This window comes from uncultured Alcanivorax sp. (genome assembly GCF_947258575.1).
Taxonomy (GTDB): Bacteria; Pseudomonadota; Gammaproteobacteria; order Pseudomonadales; family Alcanivoracaceae; genus Alcanivorax.
This window is the reverse complement of record NZ_CAMYIV010000001.1, coordinates 1-18,500: the sequence shown is the minus strand read 5'-3', so window position 1 is coordinate 18,500 and position 18,500 is coordinate 1. Positions and strand designations below refer to the sequence as shown.

The 18,500-nt window shown below is 48.5% G+C and carries 18 protein-coding genes; 17 read left to right on the top strand and 1 reads right to left on the bottom strand.

Features of this window, described 5'->3' with window-relative positions; genetic code table 11:
• The first annotated feature begins 56 nt into the window (after positions 1 to 56).
• The 12 genes from Q0Y02_RS00090 (at position 57) to Q0Y02_RS00035 (ending at position 11,097) form a co-directional block, all read left to right on the top strand.
• Complete coding sequence (locus Q0Y02_RS00090; protein ID WP_297762663.1) at positions 57 to 746, top strand: sulfotransferase family 2 domain-containing protein; 690 nt, start codon at positions 57 to 59, stop codon at positions 744 to 746.
• 3 nt (positions 747 to 749) lie between these two features.
• Positions 750 to 2,036: an oligosaccharide flippase family protein gene (locus Q0Y02_RS00085; protein WP_297762661.1), complete on the top strand. Its 1,287-nt coding sequence runs from the start codon at positions 750 to 752 to the stop codon at positions 2,034 to 2,036.
• Between the two features lie 15 nt (positions 2,037 to 2,051).
• Positions 2,052 to 2,741 (top strand): hypothetical protein, encoded by a 690-nt coding sequence (locus Q0Y02_RS00080; RefSeq protein ID WP_297762659.1) that lies wholly within the window; start codon positions 2,052 to 2,054, stop codon positions 2,739 to 2,741.
• 1 nt (position 2,742) lies between these two features.
• Positions 2,743 to 3,267 carry a DapH/DapD/GlmU-related protein gene (locus Q0Y02_RS00075; protein WP_297762656.1) on the top strand — a complete coding sequence of 175 codons (525 nt, stop codon included), beginning with the start codon at positions 2,743 to 2,745 and terminating at the stop codon, positions 3,265 to 3,267.
• Positions 3,264 to 4,373: a glycosyltransferase gene (locus Q0Y02_RS00070; protein WP_297762654.1), complete on the top strand. Its 1,110-nt coding sequence runs from the start codon at positions 3,264 to 3,266 to the stop codon at positions 4,371 to 4,373. The genes Q0Y02_RS00075 and Q0Y02_RS00070 overlap by 4 nt, the downstream gene beginning before the upstream one ends.
• Positions 4,351 to 4,992 (top strand): sulfotransferase family 2 domain-containing protein, encoded by a 642-nt coding sequence (locus tag Q0Y02_RS00065; protein WP_297762652.1) that lies wholly within the window; start codon positions 4,351 to 4,353, stop codon positions 4,990 to 4,992. The genes Q0Y02_RS00070 and Q0Y02_RS00065 overlap by 23 nt, the downstream gene beginning before the upstream one ends.
• An 8-nt stretch (positions 4,993 to 5,000) precedes the next feature.
• Complete coding sequence (locus Q0Y02_RS00060; RefSeq protein ID WP_297762650.1) at positions 5,001 to 6,089, top strand: glycosyltransferase; 1,089 nt, start codon at positions 5,001 to 5,003, stop codon at positions 6,087 to 6,089.
• Between the two features lie 50 nt (positions 6,090 to 6,139).
• Positions 6,140 to 7,285, top strand: a complete 1,146-nt coding sequence (locus tag Q0Y02_RS00055) for a hypothetical protein (RefSeq protein WP_297762648.1) — start codon at positions 6,140 to 6,142, stop codon at positions 7,283 to 7,285.
• Positions 7,286 to 7,557: 272 nt separating this feature from the next.
• Positions 7,558 to 8,676 (top strand): glycosyltransferase family 4 protein, encoded by a 1,119-nt coding sequence (locus Q0Y02_RS00050; RefSeq protein WP_297762646.1) that lies wholly within the window; start codon positions 7,558 to 7,560, stop codon positions 8,674 to 8,676.
• A 14-nt stretch (positions 8,677 to 8,690) separates the two neighbouring features.
• A complete protein-coding gene (locus Q0Y02_RS00045) occupies positions 8,691 to 9,290 on the top strand; it encodes a sugar transferase (RefSeq protein ID WP_297762644.1) in 600 nt (199 codons plus the stop codon).
• Positions 9,287 to 9,904, top strand: coding sequence for an acetyltransferase (locus Q0Y02_RS00040; RefSeq protein ID WP_297762643.1), 618 nt, complete (start codon positions 9,287 to 9,289; stop codon positions 9,902 to 9,904). The genes Q0Y02_RS00045 and Q0Y02_RS00040 overlap by 4 nt, the downstream gene beginning before the upstream one ends.
• A 20-nt stretch (positions 9,905 to 9,924) precedes the next feature.
• On the top strand, positions 9,925 to 11,097 hold the full coding sequence (locus tag Q0Y02_RS00035; protein WP_297762641.1) for a DegT/DnrJ/EryC1/StrS aminotransferase family protein: 1,173 nt from the start codon (positions 9,925 to 9,927) through the stop codon (positions 11,095 to 11,097).
• A gap of 86 nt (positions 11,098 to 11,183) precedes the next feature.
• Here the strand turns inward: Q0Y02_RS00035 and Q0Y02_RS00030 are convergent, their stop codons facing one another.
• Positions 11,184 to 11,390 carry a hypothetical protein gene (locus Q0Y02_RS00030; RefSeq protein WP_297762639.1) on the bottom strand — a complete coding sequence of 69 codons (207 nt, stop codon included), beginning with the start codon at positions 11,388 to 11,390 and terminating at the stop codon, positions 11,184 to 11,186.
• 513 nt (positions 11,391 to 11,903) lie between these two features.
• Between Q0Y02_RS00030 and Q0Y02_RS00025 the strand changes: the two genes are divergently transcribed.
• The 5 genes from Q0Y02_RS00025 to galE all read left to right on the top strand — a co-directional run bounded on the left by Q0Y02_RS00025 (position 11,904) and on the right by galE (position 18,216).
• A complete protein-coding gene (locus tag Q0Y02_RS00025; protein ID WP_297762637.1) occupies positions 11,904 to 13,790 on the top strand; it encodes a nucleoside-diphosphate sugar epimerase/dehydratase in 1,887 nt (628 codons plus the stop codon).
• A 226-nt stretch (positions 13,791 to 14,016) separates the two neighbouring features.
• On the top strand, positions 14,017 to 15,789 hold the full coding sequence (locus Q0Y02_RS00020) for an SLC13 family permease (protein ID WP_297762635.1): 1,773 nt from the start codon (positions 14,017 to 14,019) through the stop codon (positions 15,787 to 15,789).
• Positions 15,790 to 15,966: 177 nt separating this feature from the next.
• Complete coding sequence (locus Q0Y02_RS00015; protein ID WP_103916407.1) at positions 15,967 to 16,305, top strand: four helix bundle protein; 339 nt, start codon at positions 15,967 to 15,969, stop codon at positions 16,303 to 16,305.
• 93 nt (positions 16,306 to 16,398) lie between these two features.
• Positions 16,399 to 17,010 (top strand): adenylyl-sulfate kinase, encoded by a 612-nt coding sequence (cysC, locus tag Q0Y02_RS00010; protein WP_297762631.1) that lies wholly within the window; start codon positions 16,399 to 16,401, stop codon positions 17,008 to 17,010.
• Positions 17,011 to 17,199: 189 nt separating this feature from the next.
• Positions 17,200 to 18,216 (top strand): UDP-glucose 4-epimerase GalE, encoded by a 1,017-nt coding sequence (gene galE, locus Q0Y02_RS00005; RefSeq protein ID WP_297762629.1) that lies wholly within the window; start codon positions 17,200 to 17,202, stop codon positions 18,214 to 18,216.
• Positions 18,217 to 18,500: the final 284 nt, after the last annotated feature.

Here is an 18,500-nt window from a genome sequence, read left to right as displayed (position 1 = left end):
GCAGGCGTCGCTATCATATGGCGAATGAAATGAATAAATATCTCGGGTAAGAAAGAATGATTGTTTCCCATAAGCATAAGTTTATTTTTATTAAAACTGCGAAAACTGCAGGTACTTCAATTGAGATAGCCCTGTCAGAATTTTGTGGTGATGAAGATATCATTACTCCCATTTCGGAATCAGATGAAAAGATAAGAAGTGATCTCGGATTTAGAGGCCCGCAAAATTATCGGGTGCCACTTAATAAATATAAAAAAATAGATTGGGCAAAGCTTTTTTTACAGGGGAAGCCTGCTGGTTTTTATAATCATATGCCTGCAAGTGAAATCAAGGCTTTGCTGGATCGCGATGTCTGGAATTCATATTATAAATTTTGTTTCGATCGCAATCCCTGGGATAAGTTTGTTTCATTATACTATTGGTTGAATAGGAGTGATCGTTATTCTTCAATAGAAGATTTTATGAATAACGGAATGGAACAGGGCATAAATGGTTTTGATCTTTATGCGATAGGAGGAATTAAGGCTGTTAATGCTGTCTACAAATATGAAGAAATGGCTGATTCACTCGAGGATATTTCGTTAGTCCTTGGCTTGCCTAAGAAACTCGAATTGCCAAAGTATAAAGCGAAAGCAGGAGTCAGAAAAAGTGGCGGTCACTTCAGTGAAGTTTTGACTGAAGAGCAAATTTTAATGGTTGACCTCATGGCTGCTAGGGAAATAAAACTTCTAGGGTATGAAAGATAGCCCATGATCTCGTTTAGTAATAAATCCTTAAAGGCTTCCTCAGTTGGCAGTCTTGTGATTCAGGTGACGAACCTCTTTCTTGCTTTAGCCGTAAGTGTTTTGCTTGCCTCAGATTTGGGGGCTGAAAAATACGGTGTCTATGTTGTGGTTCTTTCCACAGTAATGTTAGTTTCGATACCGATTACACTTGGCTTTCCCATGTTGCTGGTGCGGTTTATTCCGCAATATGAACTTGAAGAGAATTATGCTGCGATAAATGGCTTGGTAGTGAGATCCAATCAGTTCGTCATTGCGGGTTCGGCTATCATTGGTGTCACATTATGTGTGCTATATTTCACTGCCAAAGATAGTTTGGATTATGAACTTTGGAGAACGATATTCTGGGGGGCTCTGCTACTGCCTGCTCTTGGGCTTAATGCGCTTCGAAGTGCATTGCTTGAGGGGTTTCGATTAGTAGTTATTGGTCAAATCCCGGACCTTGTTATTAGACAAGTCGTATTTATAGTTTTGATAACCGTATTTACTTTACTTAATGGCCTCAATCCAAGTGATGCCATGATGCTGCATTTTGCATCAGCATCAATTTCCTTTTTTATTGGCTTAGCTATTTCAATAAAGAAACTCGGTCCAGCGCTCAGAGGCAAGGGCATATGCTTTGAGGGAAGAGAGTGGCTCCAAAAAGGAGCATCGTTCTCGCTGAATATGGGTGTTAATAATATTAAAAGCCGCTTGGCGATTTATATACTCGCTGTGGTTGAGGGAGCTGCTGCTGTTGGAATCTTTGAAGTCGCAATTAGAGCTGCTGGCTTTGTGTCATTCTCTTTGGCTGCTGTCAATAAAGCATTAGGTCCGCATATATCAAGATCCTACCATGAAAGAAAGTTTGGTCAGTTGCAGTCAGTAATGAAGAAATCGGCAAGAGCGGTTTTCTTGCTGGCGTTGCCGGTAGTGATGATTTATCTAATTTTCGGCGAGTGGCTTCTGTCGTTTTTTTATGGTGATGAATATCTTGCTACATATGCACCGTTAGTAATTCTATCTTTGGGGCAGCTTGTTAATAGCTATTTTGGTTCAGTTGGATTGCTGCTCAACATGTCTAATAGCCAGGGGTATGTAGTTAAAGTTAACGTTATTAACACTGCGGTTAACTTTGTTTTTTCATTGATATTGACGTCAATTTTTTCACTCGTGGGTGCTGCGCTTGCTTATGTGTTGCTTCTGTTGATCCAGAACGTGGTTTTTTGGCTCTATGCCAAAAAGCAACTTGGCGTAAATACACTGGCATTTTAGTTTTAAGGTCATTAAATGAATAAGTTATCAGCTAGTATCATTAATTCCCTCATAGCAATCACTCCTGATGAAATTCTGGAGAAGCGTCATTTAAGAAAAAACTCAGGATCAAGAGAGCAGTGGATAAATGATAAGTCCCTTTTCATTCACATCCCCAAGTCTGGTGGCACCAGTGTGGCTGCTGCTTATTCTAGAAATGAGCCTGGCCATGCGACATGGAGTTTTTTGAGTAAAGAATACCCTCTCCTTAAAAATAAAAAAATATTTTATTTTATATTTAGAGATCCTGAACAAAGAATAATTTCAACATTTAGCTACATAAAAGGTCTGCATGAGAGGTTTGGTACGAGCACGTTGCCTGCAGTAAATAATTATGCTTCTGTAGATGATTTTGTTACTGACTATATTTCGAGAAAAAAAATAGATGATAACTACTTTCTTCGATCTGTGAGCTGCACATTGAATGGTTTGGATTTATCAAAAGTTTGGGCTATTAATTTTGATGATTTGCGAAATAATTTTGAAAGCTTCGCGAAAGATATACTAAAGGAAGAATTGATTCTTCCGCATGAGAACTCTAGTAAGACATATGGTTGTAGCAAGCATCTTTCCCAAGAAGCAAAATCCATCATTATGAAAAAATATGGTGATGACTATATGCTATATAAAAAGGTTCTCGGCAATAAATATGTGATTATGAGGTAACATGAAAAATCATTTTTTTTATTTTGTACTTACCTTCCTTTCCGCTAGTATTTTTTACCAAAAGCCCTTTTTAAAGGTCAGAAGTTACGTTATAAGAAAAACTGGTGTCGGCCTAGGGGTCGGGGTAAATATCCGGCCAGGACATATCTTTTGGCCTCAAAAATCAATGAAAAACCTGAAAATCGGTTCAGGCACGTTTGCTAATTTTAACTTCAGAGTTGAGATGGGTACGGCAAACGTCACGATTGGAGAATTTTGCCAAATAGGGCCCAATGTTTCAGTTGAGTGTGTCTCGCATGGCTTGATATATAGAGAGGCTGTCGGGAGAGGTTCTGCTTCATCCGATGTTAAGATTGGGGATAAGGTTTGGATTGGATCAAATGTAACAATTCTGGGTGGTGTGACGATTGGGGATCGGGCTGTAATCGGATCAGGGAGTATTGTAACTAAGGATGTAGAGGCAGATGCGATATATTTTGGCGTGCCGGCCAAAAAACATTGCTCAATAGATGATTCGTACTTATGAATATACTATTCGTGTGTGCCGGTCTCGGGGGTGGAGGGGCTGAAAAAGTTGCCGTTAATTTGGCTAATACCATGTCAAGTAAAGGCGAGCACGTAACTATATATTATCGGCCTGGAGGTGAGGCTCAGAACTATAAAATTAGTCCTGCCGTGACTTTGGTGAGAGCTTATGGATATGGCTTAGTAAAAAGAATCTTTAATTTAAAAAAGTTGATAGACAAATCTTTTTTTGATGCCGTCATTAGTTTTACTGATACCCCTAATATCGATGCTTACATTGCACTGAAGTTGTCTAGAAAGAAAGCTGTTTTCATTCCTACCATTCATACGAATTTGGCTGCGCGTGATTCTAAAATAAAGAAAAGCTATTATTTTTATCTTATACGACATCTTCACATCCGTGCTTGTGATTTTGCCGATAAAATAGTCGCGGTTTCTGATGGCGGTAAGCAGTCTCTATTGGATTATTATAACCTTACTGATAGTAAGGCGACAACTATATATAACCCCGTCATTGCTGACAGTGAAGAGCTGGCTTGTAAATATAGAAATAATAATAAAGAAAAAATAAGGTTGGTTGCTGCAGGGAGACTAACTAAAGCAAAAAATTATTATTTAATGATTGATTCCTTTTCTGTTGTTAAGGATAGGTTCGACAAAGAGGTTTTTCTTGATATTTATGGTGAAGGTGAGCTTAAGGATGATTTACAGAAATACATAGACTTAAACTGCCTGAATGAATCGGTTCAGCTTAAAGGGTTTTCAGAAGATCTTGCTGCTGTTTTTTCTCAAAGTGATCTTTTTGTTTTCTCCTCAGATTGGGAAGGTTTCGGAAATGTTATTGTTGAGGCTTTGTGCGCTGGGATCCCGGTTATATCAACAGACTGCGCTTCTGGTCCGAGAGAAATATTGGCTGATGGGAAGTTTGGTCGACTTGTTCCTGTAGGTAATGTTGATGCCTTTTCTGCAGCAATTGAGGAAGAGGTCAATAACCCCCTTTTCTTCTCTCAGAATGAGCTTCGTAAACACTTAGAAAACTTTAGAGAAGAGACTGTAGCTCAAAAGTATATCGATTTGGTGACACATGTTAAATCAGATCAGGCATAAAGTTAACTTGTATCGGCGTTACCCCTATTGGCGGAGGGAGCGTTGTATTTTTGTTCATGTCCCTAAGGCGGCAGGTACCAGTGTCAATAAAGCACTTTATGGACGGACTCTAGGCCATTATTCGGCTACTGAAATTCGAGACACATTCCCTGCTCTCTACAGAAGGGCGTTTACCTTTTCCTTGGTCAGAAATCCCTGGGCTAGAGTCCTTTCTGCTTATCGCTTTGCCTGTATAGGCCGGACCGACTCAATGGGTATAGATAAACCCGCTCAGTATCAAATTCCCGAGTTTGAATCTTTTGAGCGTTTCATTTGTGATTGGTTGCCGGAGCAGAATGTGGTCGATCTAGATTTTGTTTTTAGGCCACAGTGGCACTTTGTTTGTAATGAGTCTGGCCAGCCAATGGTGGATCACTTAGGTTTCGTTGAATTGATGGGCGATACAGTTTCTATACTATCCGAAAAGTTGAATAGAAAGATTATTATCGGCAATGAAAATAGTACTGGAAATCGAGAGACCAATGTATATCAAAAACATTACGTGAAGAATAAAATGGTGGATATTGTCCGTTCGGTTTATAGCAAAGATATAGACTTGTTTGGTTATGAGTTCGAATAGGGCCTAATATGAGGATTTTGCATTTTGTTTCATCTCCAGCCGCTGGTGGGGCGGAGACTTACGTTCGTGATTTGTCGATCCTGATGCGTCGCAAGGGGCATGATGTTCATGTGGTTTTTCTCCAGTCAGCAGCTGAGAGTGGACGGGATGCAGATTTTGAACAATCCTTCCTGGAGTCTTTATCCGCTCAATCAATTTCTTATTCCTTTATAGGTAAAGAAGCCCGGAAGAAACCTTGGTTAGGCGGTTTTCGCTTTCGAAAAATTGTAAAATCATTTTCTGCGGATATTATTCATTGCCACCTTTACTATGCAGTTCTGTTTTCCTTTTTTGTATTCAGAGTTCCGGTGGTTTATACCCATCATAGTTTCAGGCTTGGAGTTCCCAAGTTTTTTTACCGTGTTTTTGATTTTAAAGTGGCCTTTTATATCGCAATCTGTGGAGCCTGCAAAAAACTCCTTGATGGTTCCAGCAGAAAGGTGACGCAGATAAATAATGCGGTGTCTAAAGAACGTATTTTTCCAAAGCTAACTGCGATGGAAGAGCCTCGATCTGATGTTACTTGTGTCTTCGTTGGTAGTTTACGAGAACCAAAGAACCTATCTCTTTTGCTTGGTGCGTTCGGGAGCCTAAAAAATAGTAATCATCAATTGCTGATCGCCGGCGAGGGGCCTGAGAAGGAGCACTTACTATCCCTGGCTGATTCTTTAGGAATTCGTAATCAGTTGCAATTCCTGGGTAATGTTTCAAACGTTGGAGAGATACTGGCACAAAGTGATGTATTCCTTATGTCATCCGCGTGGGAGGGTTTGCCTATTGCTCTCATTGAGGCAACACTCACTGGTTTGCCGGTGATTGTTACTAACGTAGGAGGTTGTGCTGAAGTCGTTCACAAATGTGCGAATGGTTTTGTTGTGGATGATTTGACCGTGGATTCATATGCCCTGGCTCTTAAGAGAATGGTTGATAATCCTGAATTAAGAGCCTCTTTCTCTCGTAATGCTCTTAATTTCTCGGGAGATTATGAAATCAACGAGGCCGTTGATATGCATTTGCTGCACTATAAATCTATTGTAGCTAGCGGCGAATCATCATGAGCCTAATATTTCCTTCTGTAAGATTGACGTCAAAGTCAAAGGTGACATAGATGGAAATCGTTTCCTCTGCCTATCACGTTCTAAGTGCTACCGCGATTTTCTTTTTTGGAGCACTCGTTACGGTTCCTGTTGGCAGACGGTTTGGTGTCAAGACTGGAAAATCCCTCTTGCTATATCTGTGGCATACAGGGTTTTCTTTGCTGTACTGCTGGTATGTTCTACGTTCCGGTGGTGATGCTGTTGGATACTTTCTCCATGGCCAATCGTGGAATGGTGAGATTTCTGTAGGTACCGCAGCTGTAAGAGCGATGTCAGCATTTTTGGTTTCCGGTATGGGCCTTTCCATACTGGGTACGTTCCTTGTTTTCAATATCTTTGGCCAAATAGGGTTGTTGGCATTCTGGGGTAGCCTTAAGCAGGCTGCATCTGACAAGACCTGGCGTGTCCGTGTCTTGGTACCGCTGATCATATTTCTCCCGTCTGTGAGTTTTTGGTCATCAGCTTTGGGGAAAGATGCTATTTCCTTTATGGCAACAGGTTTGGCGCTTTGGAGCTCACTAAAACTCTCCCGGCGTGGGCTGTTAATGACATTTGCTATTCTTTCAATGCTAGTCGTTAGGCCACATATGGCTGGCATAATGGTAATTGGCATTGCAATCTCTGCTTTGATGGACCCACAGGCATCAGCTTTAAAAAAATCTGTGTTCGGGTTTGCGGCAGCGGGGGCCGCCGCTGCGTTGGTGCCATTTGCGCTTAGATATGCAGGTGTCGGTGAGGTGGTAGATGTCGAGGCGCTCACGGATTATATAGACAAGAGGCAGTCTTATAACACTGAAGGAGGTGGCGGGGTGGATCTGGCCTCAATGAGTCTGCCAATGCAGTTGTTCACATATCTTTTCAGGCCTGTGCTTTTTGAGGCCAGGAGTGTTTTTGAACTTGCTGCGTCGCTAGATAATCTGATTCTACTTATTCTGTTTTTCTTTGGTGGTGTTGCGTTGCTGCGCGGTAGAAAATCCGGTTTTGGCGAAAATCGTACTTTTATGTGGACTTATGCCCTGGGCGCTTGGCTGATTCTGGCGCTGACAACTGCTAATTTAGGAATAGCTTTACGTCAAAAATGGATGTTTGTACCCATGCTTATATTCCTTCTTATTTCGGTTATCGGTAAAAAAAGAAGGTTGGATAATTCGGTTTAGTGATCTCTACAGGTAATTACTTTCCGCTTTTAGATGGTGGTGTAGAGCGTTCATGGCTTCCGCGGGTTTTCACCTTGAGTGAGAATCCTGTTTTTTACTGGTTAGCGTTATCGTCGCTCCAATTGATTAGAGTATTTATTTGAGATCAGGTCCAATTATTTTGATTGATATTTTTGAGTTACTGAAAGGCTTTTCCCGAATCAAAGAAATTGACTTCGATTGCCGTGATATGTTGAGGATTAACTTTGGATAAGGGTAGCAAGATTCTCGTCGTGACAACTACTGCAGAAACGTTACTCACTATTTTGGCTGGCCAAGAAAAGTTTCTCTCGGGCCATTTCAATGTGCGTTTATGTTGTTCCCGAGATGAGCATTTTAATGATTTGGCGTTGTCGTCATCAAGAAATGTTTTCTGTGTCCCTATGAAAAGAGGGATAACTCCATTTTTCGATCTTTACTCTTTGTTTAGAATGATCATGGTGATTATCAGGTTTCGCCCGGATGTTATTCATAGTTACACGCCTAAAGCAGGCTTGATTGCGATGGCCGCTGGTTGGTTGTGCAGAACTCCGCATCGTGTTCATACCTTCACTGGTTTGGTTTTCCCAACGGCTGTTGGCTTGCGCCGCCGTTTGCTGCTTTTCGTTGACCGGGTGATCGCTTTTTTTTCAACTATTATCATTCCTGAAAGCCAAGGAGTGATGAATGATTTGATTAATAATAAAGTCGTTCCCGCAGGTGTCTCAGTTATCGGAAACGGAAACGTTGCAGGCATTGATGTTGATCACTTCTCTCGGGGCTCCTGTGATGAGAGGGATGCAGGCCTAGAGATGAGTAATTTTTTGCTCTCTCCTGACTCTTTTGTTTTTTGTTACGTTGGCAGAATCAATAAAGATAAAGGTATTAAAGAGCTTGTTGCCTCATTTGAGGGTCTACCTCATGAATGTGAGCTTATTATGATCGGAGCGCTAGATGCTACTGCTCCGCCTGATCAGCCGACTCTTGATAAAATTGACTCTAATCCTAGAATACACTCTATGGGTTTTCAGAGTGATATACGGCGCTTTGTTGTATCTTCAGATGTCCTGGTCCTGCCCAGTTATCGGGAGGGGTTTCCCAATGTGGTTTTGCAGGCTATGGCACTTGAAGTTCCTGTGATATCTACGAATGTTAGTGGTTCCAATGAAGTGATTATTCAGGATTTAACTGGATGGCTCGTTCCGACGAAAGATGTAGATTTATTGCGTGGCGCTATGGTTTCGGCTTTCCATACTTCTAGGCAAAAGCTTAAAGACATGGGTCGTCATGGCAGGAAGATTGTTGTGAGTAAATACGAGCGAAGCCGCTATTTAGATGCGCTACTTGATTTTTATCGTTCAATCATTAATTGATTTGGTTTGAATTTATGTTTCTAAAGCGATTATTTGATCTGATTGTCTCTTTTCTTGCACTGTTATTCCTATTGCCCGTCTTTTTGATCGTGGCATTATTGGTCCGAATTAAAATCGGGTCCCCCGTTTTGTTTAAACAGAATCGGCCGGGTTTGAGTGGGGGCACTTTTGAGATGGTCAAGTTTCGCACTATGTCCAATGAATGTGATGGCGACGGTAACTTATTGCCTGATTCTGCCAGGCTCGTACCTTTTGGGGCTTTCCTCCGTTCAACGAGCTTAGATGAGTTGCCTGAATTCCTGAATGTTTTTAAAGGTGACATGAGCTTGGTTGGCCCCCGCCCTTTACTAATGGAGTATTTACCCTTGTACTCTGAGAGGCAGTCCCGCCGCCATGAAGTCCGCCCAGGAATTACCGGTTGGGCGCAAGTAAACGGTCGCAATGCATTGTCATGGGAAGAGAAATTTGAGCTTGATGTTTGGTATGTCGAAAATCGAACCCTATGGTTGGACATCAAAATTCTTTTTCTTACGGTCTTGCAGGTTTTCAAACGCGATGGGATTAGTCACGACGGCGAAGCCACTATGCCGAAATTTTTGGGTCGTCATAAGTGAATAAACGTCTTGGTGTTATCGGTGCAGGTGGCCATGGCAAGGTAGTAGCGGATACCGCTGAGCGTGCAGGTTGGTCTGAGGTTGTGTTCTTCGATCCGCGGTTTTCAGTGGACGGTAGCTCTCATGGTCATTGGCCTATAATCGCTGTACCTGAGCATGCAGATAATTATGCGTGCGATGGCTATTTTGTCGCCATAGGAAATAGCCATGCTCGTGAACAGTGGTGCGAATGGCTCATTGCTCGTGAGATGCCTCTGATTTCCCTGATTGATCCTTCTTCTGTGGTTAGCAAACATGCCACTCTCGAGCCGGGTGTGCTTGTAGTTGCTGGCTCGGTCATCAACGTGGACAGCAGGATTTCACGGGGGGTAATTGTGAATACCCGTGCCAGCATTGACCATGACTGTATCGTAGGCGCTTATAGCCATATATGCCCGGCTTCTGCCCTAGCGGGTGCAGTGACTGTGGGTGCTCACAGTTGGATTGGCATTGGTAGTCAGGTAACTCAGGCTGTTCAAATTGGTGATGGCGTCACAGTCGGTGCCGGCGCTACCGTTGTTTCTGATATTGATGAAGGTTTGACAGTGGTGGGCACCCCTGCCCGTCCGCGTTAATTTTTCTATTCGAGGTTTTCATGCTTAACGGCCCTTTTTCTCCGTGGCCTTCCTTTACCCAGGAAGAAGCCGATGCGGTTTCTCGTGTATTGCTTTCCAGCAAGGTCAATTACTGGACCGGGCAGCAAGGACGCAATTTCGAGAAGGAATTCGCGGCGTTTGCCGGTACCAAGTATGCCATTGCTGTTGCAAATGGCACCCTGGCCCTGGATCTTGCCTTAAAAGGACTTGGTATTGGACCAGGAGATGAGGTTGTTGTTACGCCCCGGACCTTCCTGGCCTCGGCTACTGCGGTGATTAATGCTGGGGCGGTACCGGTGTTTGCAGATGTGGACCCGGATACCCAGAACATTACCCCGCAGACAGTGGCTTCCGTGATTACCACCAAAACCCGGGCGGTAGTGTGTGTGCATCTGGCTGGTTGGCCCTGTGATATGGACGGCATGATGGCGCTGGCTGATCAACATGGCTTGTTCATCATTGAAGACTGCGCCCAGGCACATGGCGCCTCCTATAAAGGAAAGCCGGTTGGCGGCCTTGGCCATGTAGGGTGCTGGTCATTCTGCCAGGACAAGATCATGTCTACTGGTGGAGAGGGTGGCATGGTTACGGTCAATGATCGCGACTCTTGGTCTCGCATGTGGAGCTTCAAGGACCATGGCAAGAGCTGGGGCGCCGTGTATGAGCGTGATCATCCGCCCGGTTTTCGCTGGTTGCATGAGTCTGTGGGGACTAACTGGCGCCTGACGGAAATGCAGTCGGCTATTGGGCGCATTCAGTTACAACGCATGCCGGAATGGACTGTTGCCCGCAAGGCACATTGCCAGGCGATTTGGGAGACTGCAGCGGCATTGCCGGGGTTGCGTGTGCCTGTTGTGCCGGCAGAGATTGGCCATGCTGGCTACAAGTGTTATGTGTTTGTGGATGAGGCCAAGCTGGCAGATGGCTGGGACCGGGATCGCATCATGAATGCTATTGTGGCGGAAGGCGTGCCTTGTTTTTCCGGATCCTGCTCTGAGGTGTATCTGGAGAAGGCGTTTACGGATCTTGGGCTTGGGCCGAAAGAGCGGTTGCCGGTGGCGAAGGCGTTAGGCGAGTCTTCGTTGATGTTCCTGGTTCATCCGACATTGACTGAGGCTGAGATTGAGAAGACATGTTCTGTGCTTAGAGAGGTGCTGGGGAGGGCAGTTTGAGCTCTATCAAGAATTACCGTATGCCCACTTCATCTCAAACGTAGCAATCGCGGTCGAACGACCGCTCCGACAATGAAGTGGGGAGCTTATTTCACTTCTGTTAGCATGGCATATTCTTTGCGCACGCCGTGCTGGGGGTAATCCACCACGGCGATGCGGACGTCTTCGTAGCCGAAGGCGTCTGCCAGTTGGCGGGCACGGTCCCAGCTGTGGGCGGGGTAGGGCTTGGAGGTGAGTTCTACGGTGTCTCCGTTGCTGAAGGTGTGGCGGAAGCTGGCGCGGTAAAGGGGCATGGTTGGGCCTTGGTGAATGGGTGGGTGTTGGTGTGTGGGCCGTTTGGAAAGCCTGGTCCTTTCGCGGCCCAAGTTCAGCTCCTACAGGGAGGGGCGATGTTTTGCTTAGGGTAGTGGCTTTGGCGTGTGCTGAATGTCGGTGAAAGGTGGGGGCGCTTGTAGGTTTTTGCTGACATGGTGGTTGGAGCTTGGGCGGGCTGCTTTGTAATCAATCGCAAAATACGCCGGAGTTGTTGGTGTCCCTGCAGATCCGGTTGGCTTGAAGTGATTATATTAAGTGTCAAATACTTGTTGTGAATTGTATTCATAAGACGAATGACCATTGGATAATGCCAAAAAGCGCTTATAATGCTGGCCCGATTCTGAAATGTGCGTTGTGTCACATTTGATCGGTTAGACTTTTGCGCTGACGCTGGCCGCTTGGTCACATGGATGGACCCGATGCCTTCTACAATACTGTACCCCTCGGTCTACAGACTGATCTCCCTCTCTCGGCGGTCAAAACGTGCAGTGATGCTTGCTGCAGATGTATTGGCCGCGCCGCTGCTGGTCTGGTTGGCGTTTTCGCTGCGTTTCAATTCGTTTACTCCGCCGATTCATGACCTCTGGATTTTTCTGGCTGCACCGGTGGTGTTGATCCCGGCCCTGTACTTGGCGGGATTCTACAAGTCCATCGTTCGTTACCTGGGCGCCGAAGTGGCCTGGTCCATGATGACGGGGGTGTTTTCCTCTGTGGTCGTGCTGGCTGCGGCGTCTTACATGATTCCGGATGCTGCTGTACCCCGTTCGGTATTTCTGATCTGGGGCATGCTCTCGCTGTTATATCTGGGTGGCAGTCGCTTCGTGATGCGGCGTTTCCTGGTGTATGTGCTGGGTGGGGCGTTGAACCGTCAGCCGGTGGCCGTGTTTGGTGCCGGTGGTGCCGGTGCCCAGCTGGTGGCTGGCCTGCAGTCCAGTGCCGAGATGTTCCCCGCCATGGTGGTGGATGATGCCTATAACAAGCAGGGCACGTTGCTGGCTGGGGTGCCGGTGGTAGACCGCAAGGCGCTGGAGAAGGCTTGTCGGCGCGGCAAGGTTACGTCGGTGTTACTGGCTGTGCCGTCCCTGAGTCGTACCAGCCGCATGGCGATTGTGCGCTGGCTGGAAACCCTGAATGTGAGGGTGCAGACGGTGCCTGCCTTTTCCGATATTGCCAGCGGCAAGGCGCGCATCGAAGAAATCAAGGATGTGTCCATTGAGGACCTGCTCGGCCGTGATTCGGTGCCGCCCAAGCAGGAGTTGCTGCATCGTTGTATCAGCGGCAAACATGTGTTGGTCACCGGTGCCGGTGGTTCTATCGGCAGTGAATTGTGTCGCCAGATTCTGAAATTGAAGCCCTCTTGCCTGATTCTGTTTGAGCAGAGCGAGTTGAGCTTGTACGCCATTGAAAAAGAGATGGCGGCGTTTATCGACGCCAAAGGGCTTCAGGTAGACCTGTTTCCCATGCTGGGCTCGGTGGTGAACCGGGGGCATATCGAGCGGGTATGCCGGGAGTTCCGGGTAGATACGGTCTACCACGCTGCGGCCTATAAGCATGTGCCGATTGTGGAAGCGAACCCCTCAGCAGGGGTGCGTAATAATATTCTCGGTACGCTGGAGGCGGCTCAGGGCGCAGAAGCGGCCGGGGTGAAGCACTTTATTCTTGTGTCCACTGACAAGGCAGTACGCCCCACCAACGTGATGGGAGCCACCAAGCGTTTTGCTGAGATGGTGCTGCAGGCCATGGCGGACCGTGGATCCGATACCGTTTTTTCCATGGTGCGCTTTGGTAATGTGCTGGGCTCTTCCGGTTCAGTGGTGCCGCTGTTTCGGGATCAAATTCAGCGTGGTGGGCCACTGACGGTGACACACCCGGATGTGATCCGTTATTTCATGACCATCCCCGAAGCGTCCCAGCTGGTGATTCAGGCCGGTGCCATGGCTAAAGGCGGTGAGGTGTTTGTGCTGGATATGGGTGAGCCGGTTCGGATCGTGGATCTGGCGCGGACCATGGTTCACCTGATGGGGCTGTCAGTGAAAGATGACGAAACCCCCAATGGGGATATCGAGCTTGCCTTTACCGGCCTGCGCCCGGGTGAAAAGCTCTATGAGGAGCTGTTGATCGGTGAGTGTAGTGTGGGCACGGAGCATGAAATGATCATGCAGGCTACCGAAGAGAGGCTGAGCTGGGATGAAATCCAGTTTGCGCTGGAGTCGTTCCGCAAGGCCCTGGAGAAAGGCGACAAGAACGCCCTTAAAGCGCTGCTGCGCAGCTATGTGGCTGGCTACCAGCCGGGTACTAATGGCAGTCGTTCGCTGGAAAGTATGCAGACCCGGGAGTTGCCCAGATTGGTGTCGGATAACCGGGCTTTGGCGGACTAGTCGGCTTCTCACATTGTTGGAGCCTCGCTCGCAAGGCGAAGGCACAAGGTTGATGACCTCTTCGCCGTGCGAGCGAGGCTCCAACGGATTGGTTTGGCGGACTCCGGGCCTCTTTGCTTATAGCTATTTCGAATTGAATTCCCCTTCTTATATGTCTTTTTCCCTGTAAAATGCCTTTTTTCTGCGCAACCCATGGCCCTGGTGGTCTTCTGAGGGAATTCGCCCCGTGAATATGGATATCCTGATAACCCTGCTTATCGTGGCTTCGGTCCTGGGGGCGCTGGTCAGTAATCGGGTGCCGGCGGATATCACCATGATGGCCGCACTGGTATTGGTGCTGGTAACTGGCGTGATTTCCCCTGGCGAGGCGCTTTCAGGTTTTGCCAACCCGGGCTTGATGACCATTGCCGCGCTCTATGTGGTGGCGGCCGCCTTGCGTGATACCGGTGCCATTTATTGGGTGGCGCACCGACTGCTGGGCCAGCCGAAATCCGTGTTTGCCAGCCAGTTGCGGCTGGTGGCGCCAGCTTCTCTGCTGAGTGCTTTCCTGAATAACACCACTGTGGTGGCCATGATGATTCCGGCGGTGCAGGAATGGGCCCAGCGCCTGCGCCTGTCTGCGTCGAAGCTGCTGTTACCGCTGAGCTATGCGGCCATTCTTGGTGGTACCTGTACCTTGATCGGCACCAGTACCAACCTTGTCGTGGATGGCCTGGTCCAGGAAAGAGGCATGGAGGCGTTCGGGATCTTCGATGTGGCCTGGGTAGGGATCCCAGTATTGCTGGGCGGCTCACTGTTTCTGCTGCTGGTTGGTCGTTTTCTCCTGCCTGAGCGTGAGGGCATGGTGGAACAGTGGGAGCATGGCCGCGAATATCATGTGGAAATGCTGGTAGGTAAGGGGAGTCCGCTGGCAGGACGCTCTATTCAGGATGCAGGTTTGCGTAATCTGACCTACGGGTATCTCACCGAAATTCAGCGTGGCGAGCGCCTGTTCCCGGCGGTGGGGCCGGAGATGACTCTGCAGGAAGGGGATCTGCTGGCCTTTGTCGGGGTGCCGGAGTGTGCCCGGGAATTGCAGCGAATCAATGGTCTGCAGGCGGCTCATGGTGGTGCGCACAAGCTGGCCTTGAACAATCACCAGCGGCATCTGGTGGAAGTGGTGTTGAGCCCGGAGTTTCCGGGTATCGGCAAGACGGTAAAGGAAACCGGCTTTCGGACTCGTTATCAAGCCGCCATTCTTAGTATTAGCCGCAGTGGCCAGCGCTTGCCCGGAAAGGTGGGGGAGCTGGTGTTGAAAGTGGGTGATACGCTGCTGCTGGAAACCAGTGAGCAGTTTGTGGAGCAGTATCGCTACCGCCGGGATTTCATGCTGGTAAGCCCGTTGAAGGATTCCACACCACCGGATTTCCGCCGCGCACCGGTTGCGGTCGGCGTGCTGGTGGCCATGGTGATGGCGAATGTACTGGGGCTGGCGTCGACCCTGGAAGCGGCCATGCTCGCCGCAGGTCTGCTACTGGTTACACGCTGTGTGACGGTAAACCGCTCACGCATGAACGTGAGCGTGAATCTGCCGGTACTGGTGGTAATCGGTGCCTCTTTTGCGCTGGGCCGAGCGATGGAAAGCAGTGGCGCAGCCGCATGGATTGTGGAGCAGGTGATACCGGAAAGTGGCCTTTCCCCGTGGATGGCGTTGGTGATTGTCTACCTGCTGACCGCCATGTTCACGGAGATGATCACCAATAACGCGGCCGCCGTGCTGGTTTTCCCCATCGCTTTGGGCGTTGCGGAACAACTGGGCGTGAGCCCTATGCCATTCATTGTCGCGGTAATGTTTGCTGCTTCAGCAAGCTTCATGACCCCGCTGGGCTACCAGACCAATCTGATGGTCATGGGCCCAGGCGGCTATACCTTCCGCGATTACCTGAAGATCGGCTTTCCGATGAGTGTGGTGGTGGCGGTGATTACGTTGACGGTGATTCCCCTTGTCTGGGGGTTTTAATAGTCGCGAGGTTCGAGCTACGAGCTACAAGCTACAAGCTACAAGCTACAAGCTACAAGCTACAAGCTACAAGCTACAAGCTACAAGCTACAAGCTACAAGCTACAAGCTACAAGCTACAAAATTCGATTGGGGTAATCTGGAAAGTTCCCAGGGACGGGAGTTTTAAGGAGCAAGGATGCGGTTTGAAAAGTTGGAGGTATGGCAGCGTTCGGTGGAGCTGAGCGTTGAGGTTTATGAACACTTTGCGGGTCACCGTGATTTTGGGTTCCGAGATCAGATAACAAGATCGTCGCTATCGTTGCCTTCGAACATTGCTGAGGGTTATGAGCGACACTCTGATCGAGAGAAAGCCCTGTTTCTGAATTACGCAAAGGGTTCCGCTGGCGAATTACGGACACAAGTACATATTGGCAGTCGAATCGGGTACATCCCTGAAGATGTCGGTAGTCGATGGATTGATGAAGTAGAGCAACTGTCGAGAATGTTGTTCGCGATTATCCGAACGATGCAATGATTGAATAGTGGTGCCGGGCTTGCAGTCCGGTGTGTTTTTCCTTGCAGCTTGTAGCTTGAGGCTTGTAGCTGCCCTTTGAACAGAGAGGTAATTATGTCTTCCCCGTACCAAGAGAAAGCGAACGAATCGAAAGCCCACGTCGTGTGGCATGAGTCTAATGTGACCAAGGATGACCGTGCCAAGGTCAAGGACCAGAAGCCCAAGTGTATCTGGCTGACCGGTCTGTCTGGTTCCGGCAAGTCTACGCTGGCTAATGCGCTGGAAGTGGCGCTGACTGAGCAGGGTAAGCATACCTATTTGCTGGATGGCGATAATGTGCGTCATGGCCTGAACAAGAATCTGGGCATGAGCGATGAAGACCGCACCGAGAATATCCGTCGTGTGTCTGAAGTGGCCAAGTTGATGGTGGATGCAGGCCTGATCGTGGTGACGGCGTTTATCAGCCCGTTCCGCGCTGACCGTGATTCTGCCCGTGCGCTGTTCGAAGACGGCGAATTTGTTGAAGTGTTCGTGGATGCACCGCTGGAAGAGTGCGAAAAGCGCGATCCCAAGGGCCTGTACCAGAAGGCGCGTCAGGGCATCATCAAGGAATTCACCGGTATCGATAGCCCCTATGAGGCGCCGGAGAAGCCGGAGCTGGTGGTGAACACCGCCGAGAACGATATTGAAGCCTGCGTGAAGCAACTGATCGCGGCTATTGTCTAACGTTCCGGGTTGATCGCAACAGGATGATCACTCCCACAGCAAAGCCTGATTCTGAGATTCATGGCTTCTGTGGGAGCGGTTGTTTGTTATCACCTGCGACGGCAACGTTTCTACATCCTTCCTGCCTGACTCTCCTTCCGCTTTGTGTGACCATAACCCTGATTTGCAGCCTGACTTAAGGACGAGACCATGGAACGTATTCTGGTTACCGGCGGCGCCGGTTACATCGGCTCTCATACCGTGCTCCTGCTGCTGGAAGCAGGCTTCGATGTGGTGGTGCTGGATAATTTCAGCAACAGTAGTGTGGAGAGCCTGAAAAGGGTGGAGGCGCTGACCAGCAAACAAGTGCTTCTGATTGAGGGCGATATTCGTGATGAAGATTGCCTGAAAACCCTGTTTGCTGATCATGATATTGGTGCGGTGATTCATTTTGCAGGGCTGAAGGCGGTGGGCGAGTCTGTTGCCGAGCCCTTGCGTTACTACGATTGCAATGTCACCGGTACGTTGCGATTGCTGGATGCCATGGAGGCTGCCGGCGTCAGGACCATGGTGTTCAGCTCCTCGGCAACGGTCTATGGCGATCCGGCCAGCGTGCCAATACTGGAAGATTCTCCTTTAAGCGCGACCAACCCTTATGGGGCGACCAAGCTGCACATCGAGGATATGTTGCGTGATCTCTATCGCAGCGATCCCCGCTGGCGGCTCGCGCTGCTACGTTACTTCAATCCTGCCGGTGCCCATGAAAGCGGTGAAATTGGGGAAGATCCCAATGGAATCCCCAATAACCTCATGCCTTTTATTGCCCAGGTGGCGGTTGGCAAGCGAGAGAAGTTGAATGTGTTTGGCGGAGATTACCCCACTTCGGATGGCACCGGTGTGCGTGATTATATTCACGTCATGGATTTGGCTCAGGGCCATCTGGCGGCGTTGACTGCGCTGGAAGACAGGGGGGGCTTGCTGACGGTGAATCTGGGCACCGGGCGAGGTTACAGCGTACTGGAAATGATCGCAGCTTTTGAAAAGGCCTCAGGGAAAGCGGTGCCGTATGACATCGTCGAGCGTCGGCCGGGTGATGTGTCCAGTTGCTATGCGGACCCCGCCTACGCGGAAAACATACTGGGCTGGAAAGCCGAGCGTGGCATTGAAGCTATGTGCCAGGATCACTGGCGTTGGCAGGAGCGAAACCCGGAGGGGTTTAAGGGCTGAGCGGGTTTCGCGGTCGAACGACCGCTCCCCCAGCAAGGCTTGAGGCTGCAGAGTCACTGTGGGAGCGGTCGTTCGACCGCGATTGCTGAAACCCTGAGACAAAAAAGGGCCTACCCGATGGGTAGGCCCTTTCTATTTGGCTCCGCCTGCTGGGCTCGAACCAGGTGAATTCGCTGAATTCACCAATGATTAACCGTCGACCGCAGGGCGACCCATCATTGGGGTAAAGAAAAAGGGCTTACCCGATGGATAAGCCCTTTTCTTATTTGGCTCCGCCTGCTGGG

Excerpts from the sequence above, each read along its gene's own strand:
- Q0Y02_RS00090 (WP_297762663.1), top strand. The coding sequence starts at position 57 with ATGATTGTTTCCCATAAGCATAAGTTTATTTTTATTAAAACTGCGAAA.
- Q0Y02_RS00085 (WP_297762661.1), top strand. The coding sequence starts at position 750 with ATGATCTCGTTTAGTAATAAATCCTTAAAGGCTTCCTCAGTTGGCAGT.
- Q0Y02_RS00080 (WP_297762659.1), top strand. The coding sequence starts at position 2,052 with ATGAATAAGTTATCAGCTAGTATCATTAATTCCCTCATAGCAATCACT.
- Q0Y02_RS00075 (WP_297762656.1), top strand. The coding sequence starts at position 2,743 with ATGAAAAATCATTTTTTTTATTTTGTACTTACCTTCCTTTCCGCTAGT.
- Q0Y02_RS00070 (WP_297762654.1), top strand. The coding sequence starts at position 3,264 with ATGAATATACTATTCGTGTGTGCCGGTCTCGGGGGTGGAGGGGCTGAA.
- Q0Y02_RS00065 (WP_297762652.1), top strand. The coding sequence starts at position 4,351 with ATGTTAAATCAGATCAGGCATAAAGTTAACTTGTATCGGCGTTACCCC.
- Q0Y02_RS00060 (WP_297762650.1), top strand. The coding sequence starts at position 5,001 with ATGAGGATTTTGCATTTTGTTTCATCTCCAGCCGCTGGTGGGGCGGAG.
- Q0Y02_RS00055 (WP_297762648.1), top strand. The coding sequence starts at position 6,140 with ATGGAAATCGTTTCCTCTGCCTATCACGTTCTAAGTGCTACCGCGATT.
- Q0Y02_RS00045 (WP_297762644.1), top strand. The coding sequence starts at position 8,691 with ATGTTTCTAAAGCGATTATTTGATCTGATTGTCTCTTTTCTTGCACTG.
- Q0Y02_RS00035 (WP_297762641.1), top strand. The coding sequence starts at position 9,925 with ATGCTTAACGGCCCTTTTTCTCCGTGGCCTTCCTTTACCCAGGAAGAA.
- Q0Y02_RS00030 (WP_297762639.1), bottom strand. The coding sequence starts at position 11,390 with ATGCCCCTTTACCGCGCCAGCTTCCGCCACACCTTCAGCAACGGAGAC.
- Q0Y02_RS00025 (WP_297762637.1), top strand. The coding sequence starts at position 11,904 with ATGCTTGCTGCAGATGTATTGGCCGCGCCGCTGCTGGTCTGGTTGGCG.
- Q0Y02_RS00015 (WP_103916407.1), top strand. The coding sequence starts at position 15,967 with ATGCGGTTTGAAAAGTTGGAGGTATGGCAGCGTTCGGTGGAGCTGAGC.
- cysC (WP_297762631.1), top strand. The coding sequence starts at position 16,399 with ATGTCTTCCCCGTACCAAGAGAAAGCGAACGAATCGAAAGCCCACGTC.
- galE (WP_297762629.1), top strand. The coding sequence starts at position 17,200 with ATGGAACGTATTCTGGTTACCGGCGGCGCCGGTTACATCGGCTCTCAT.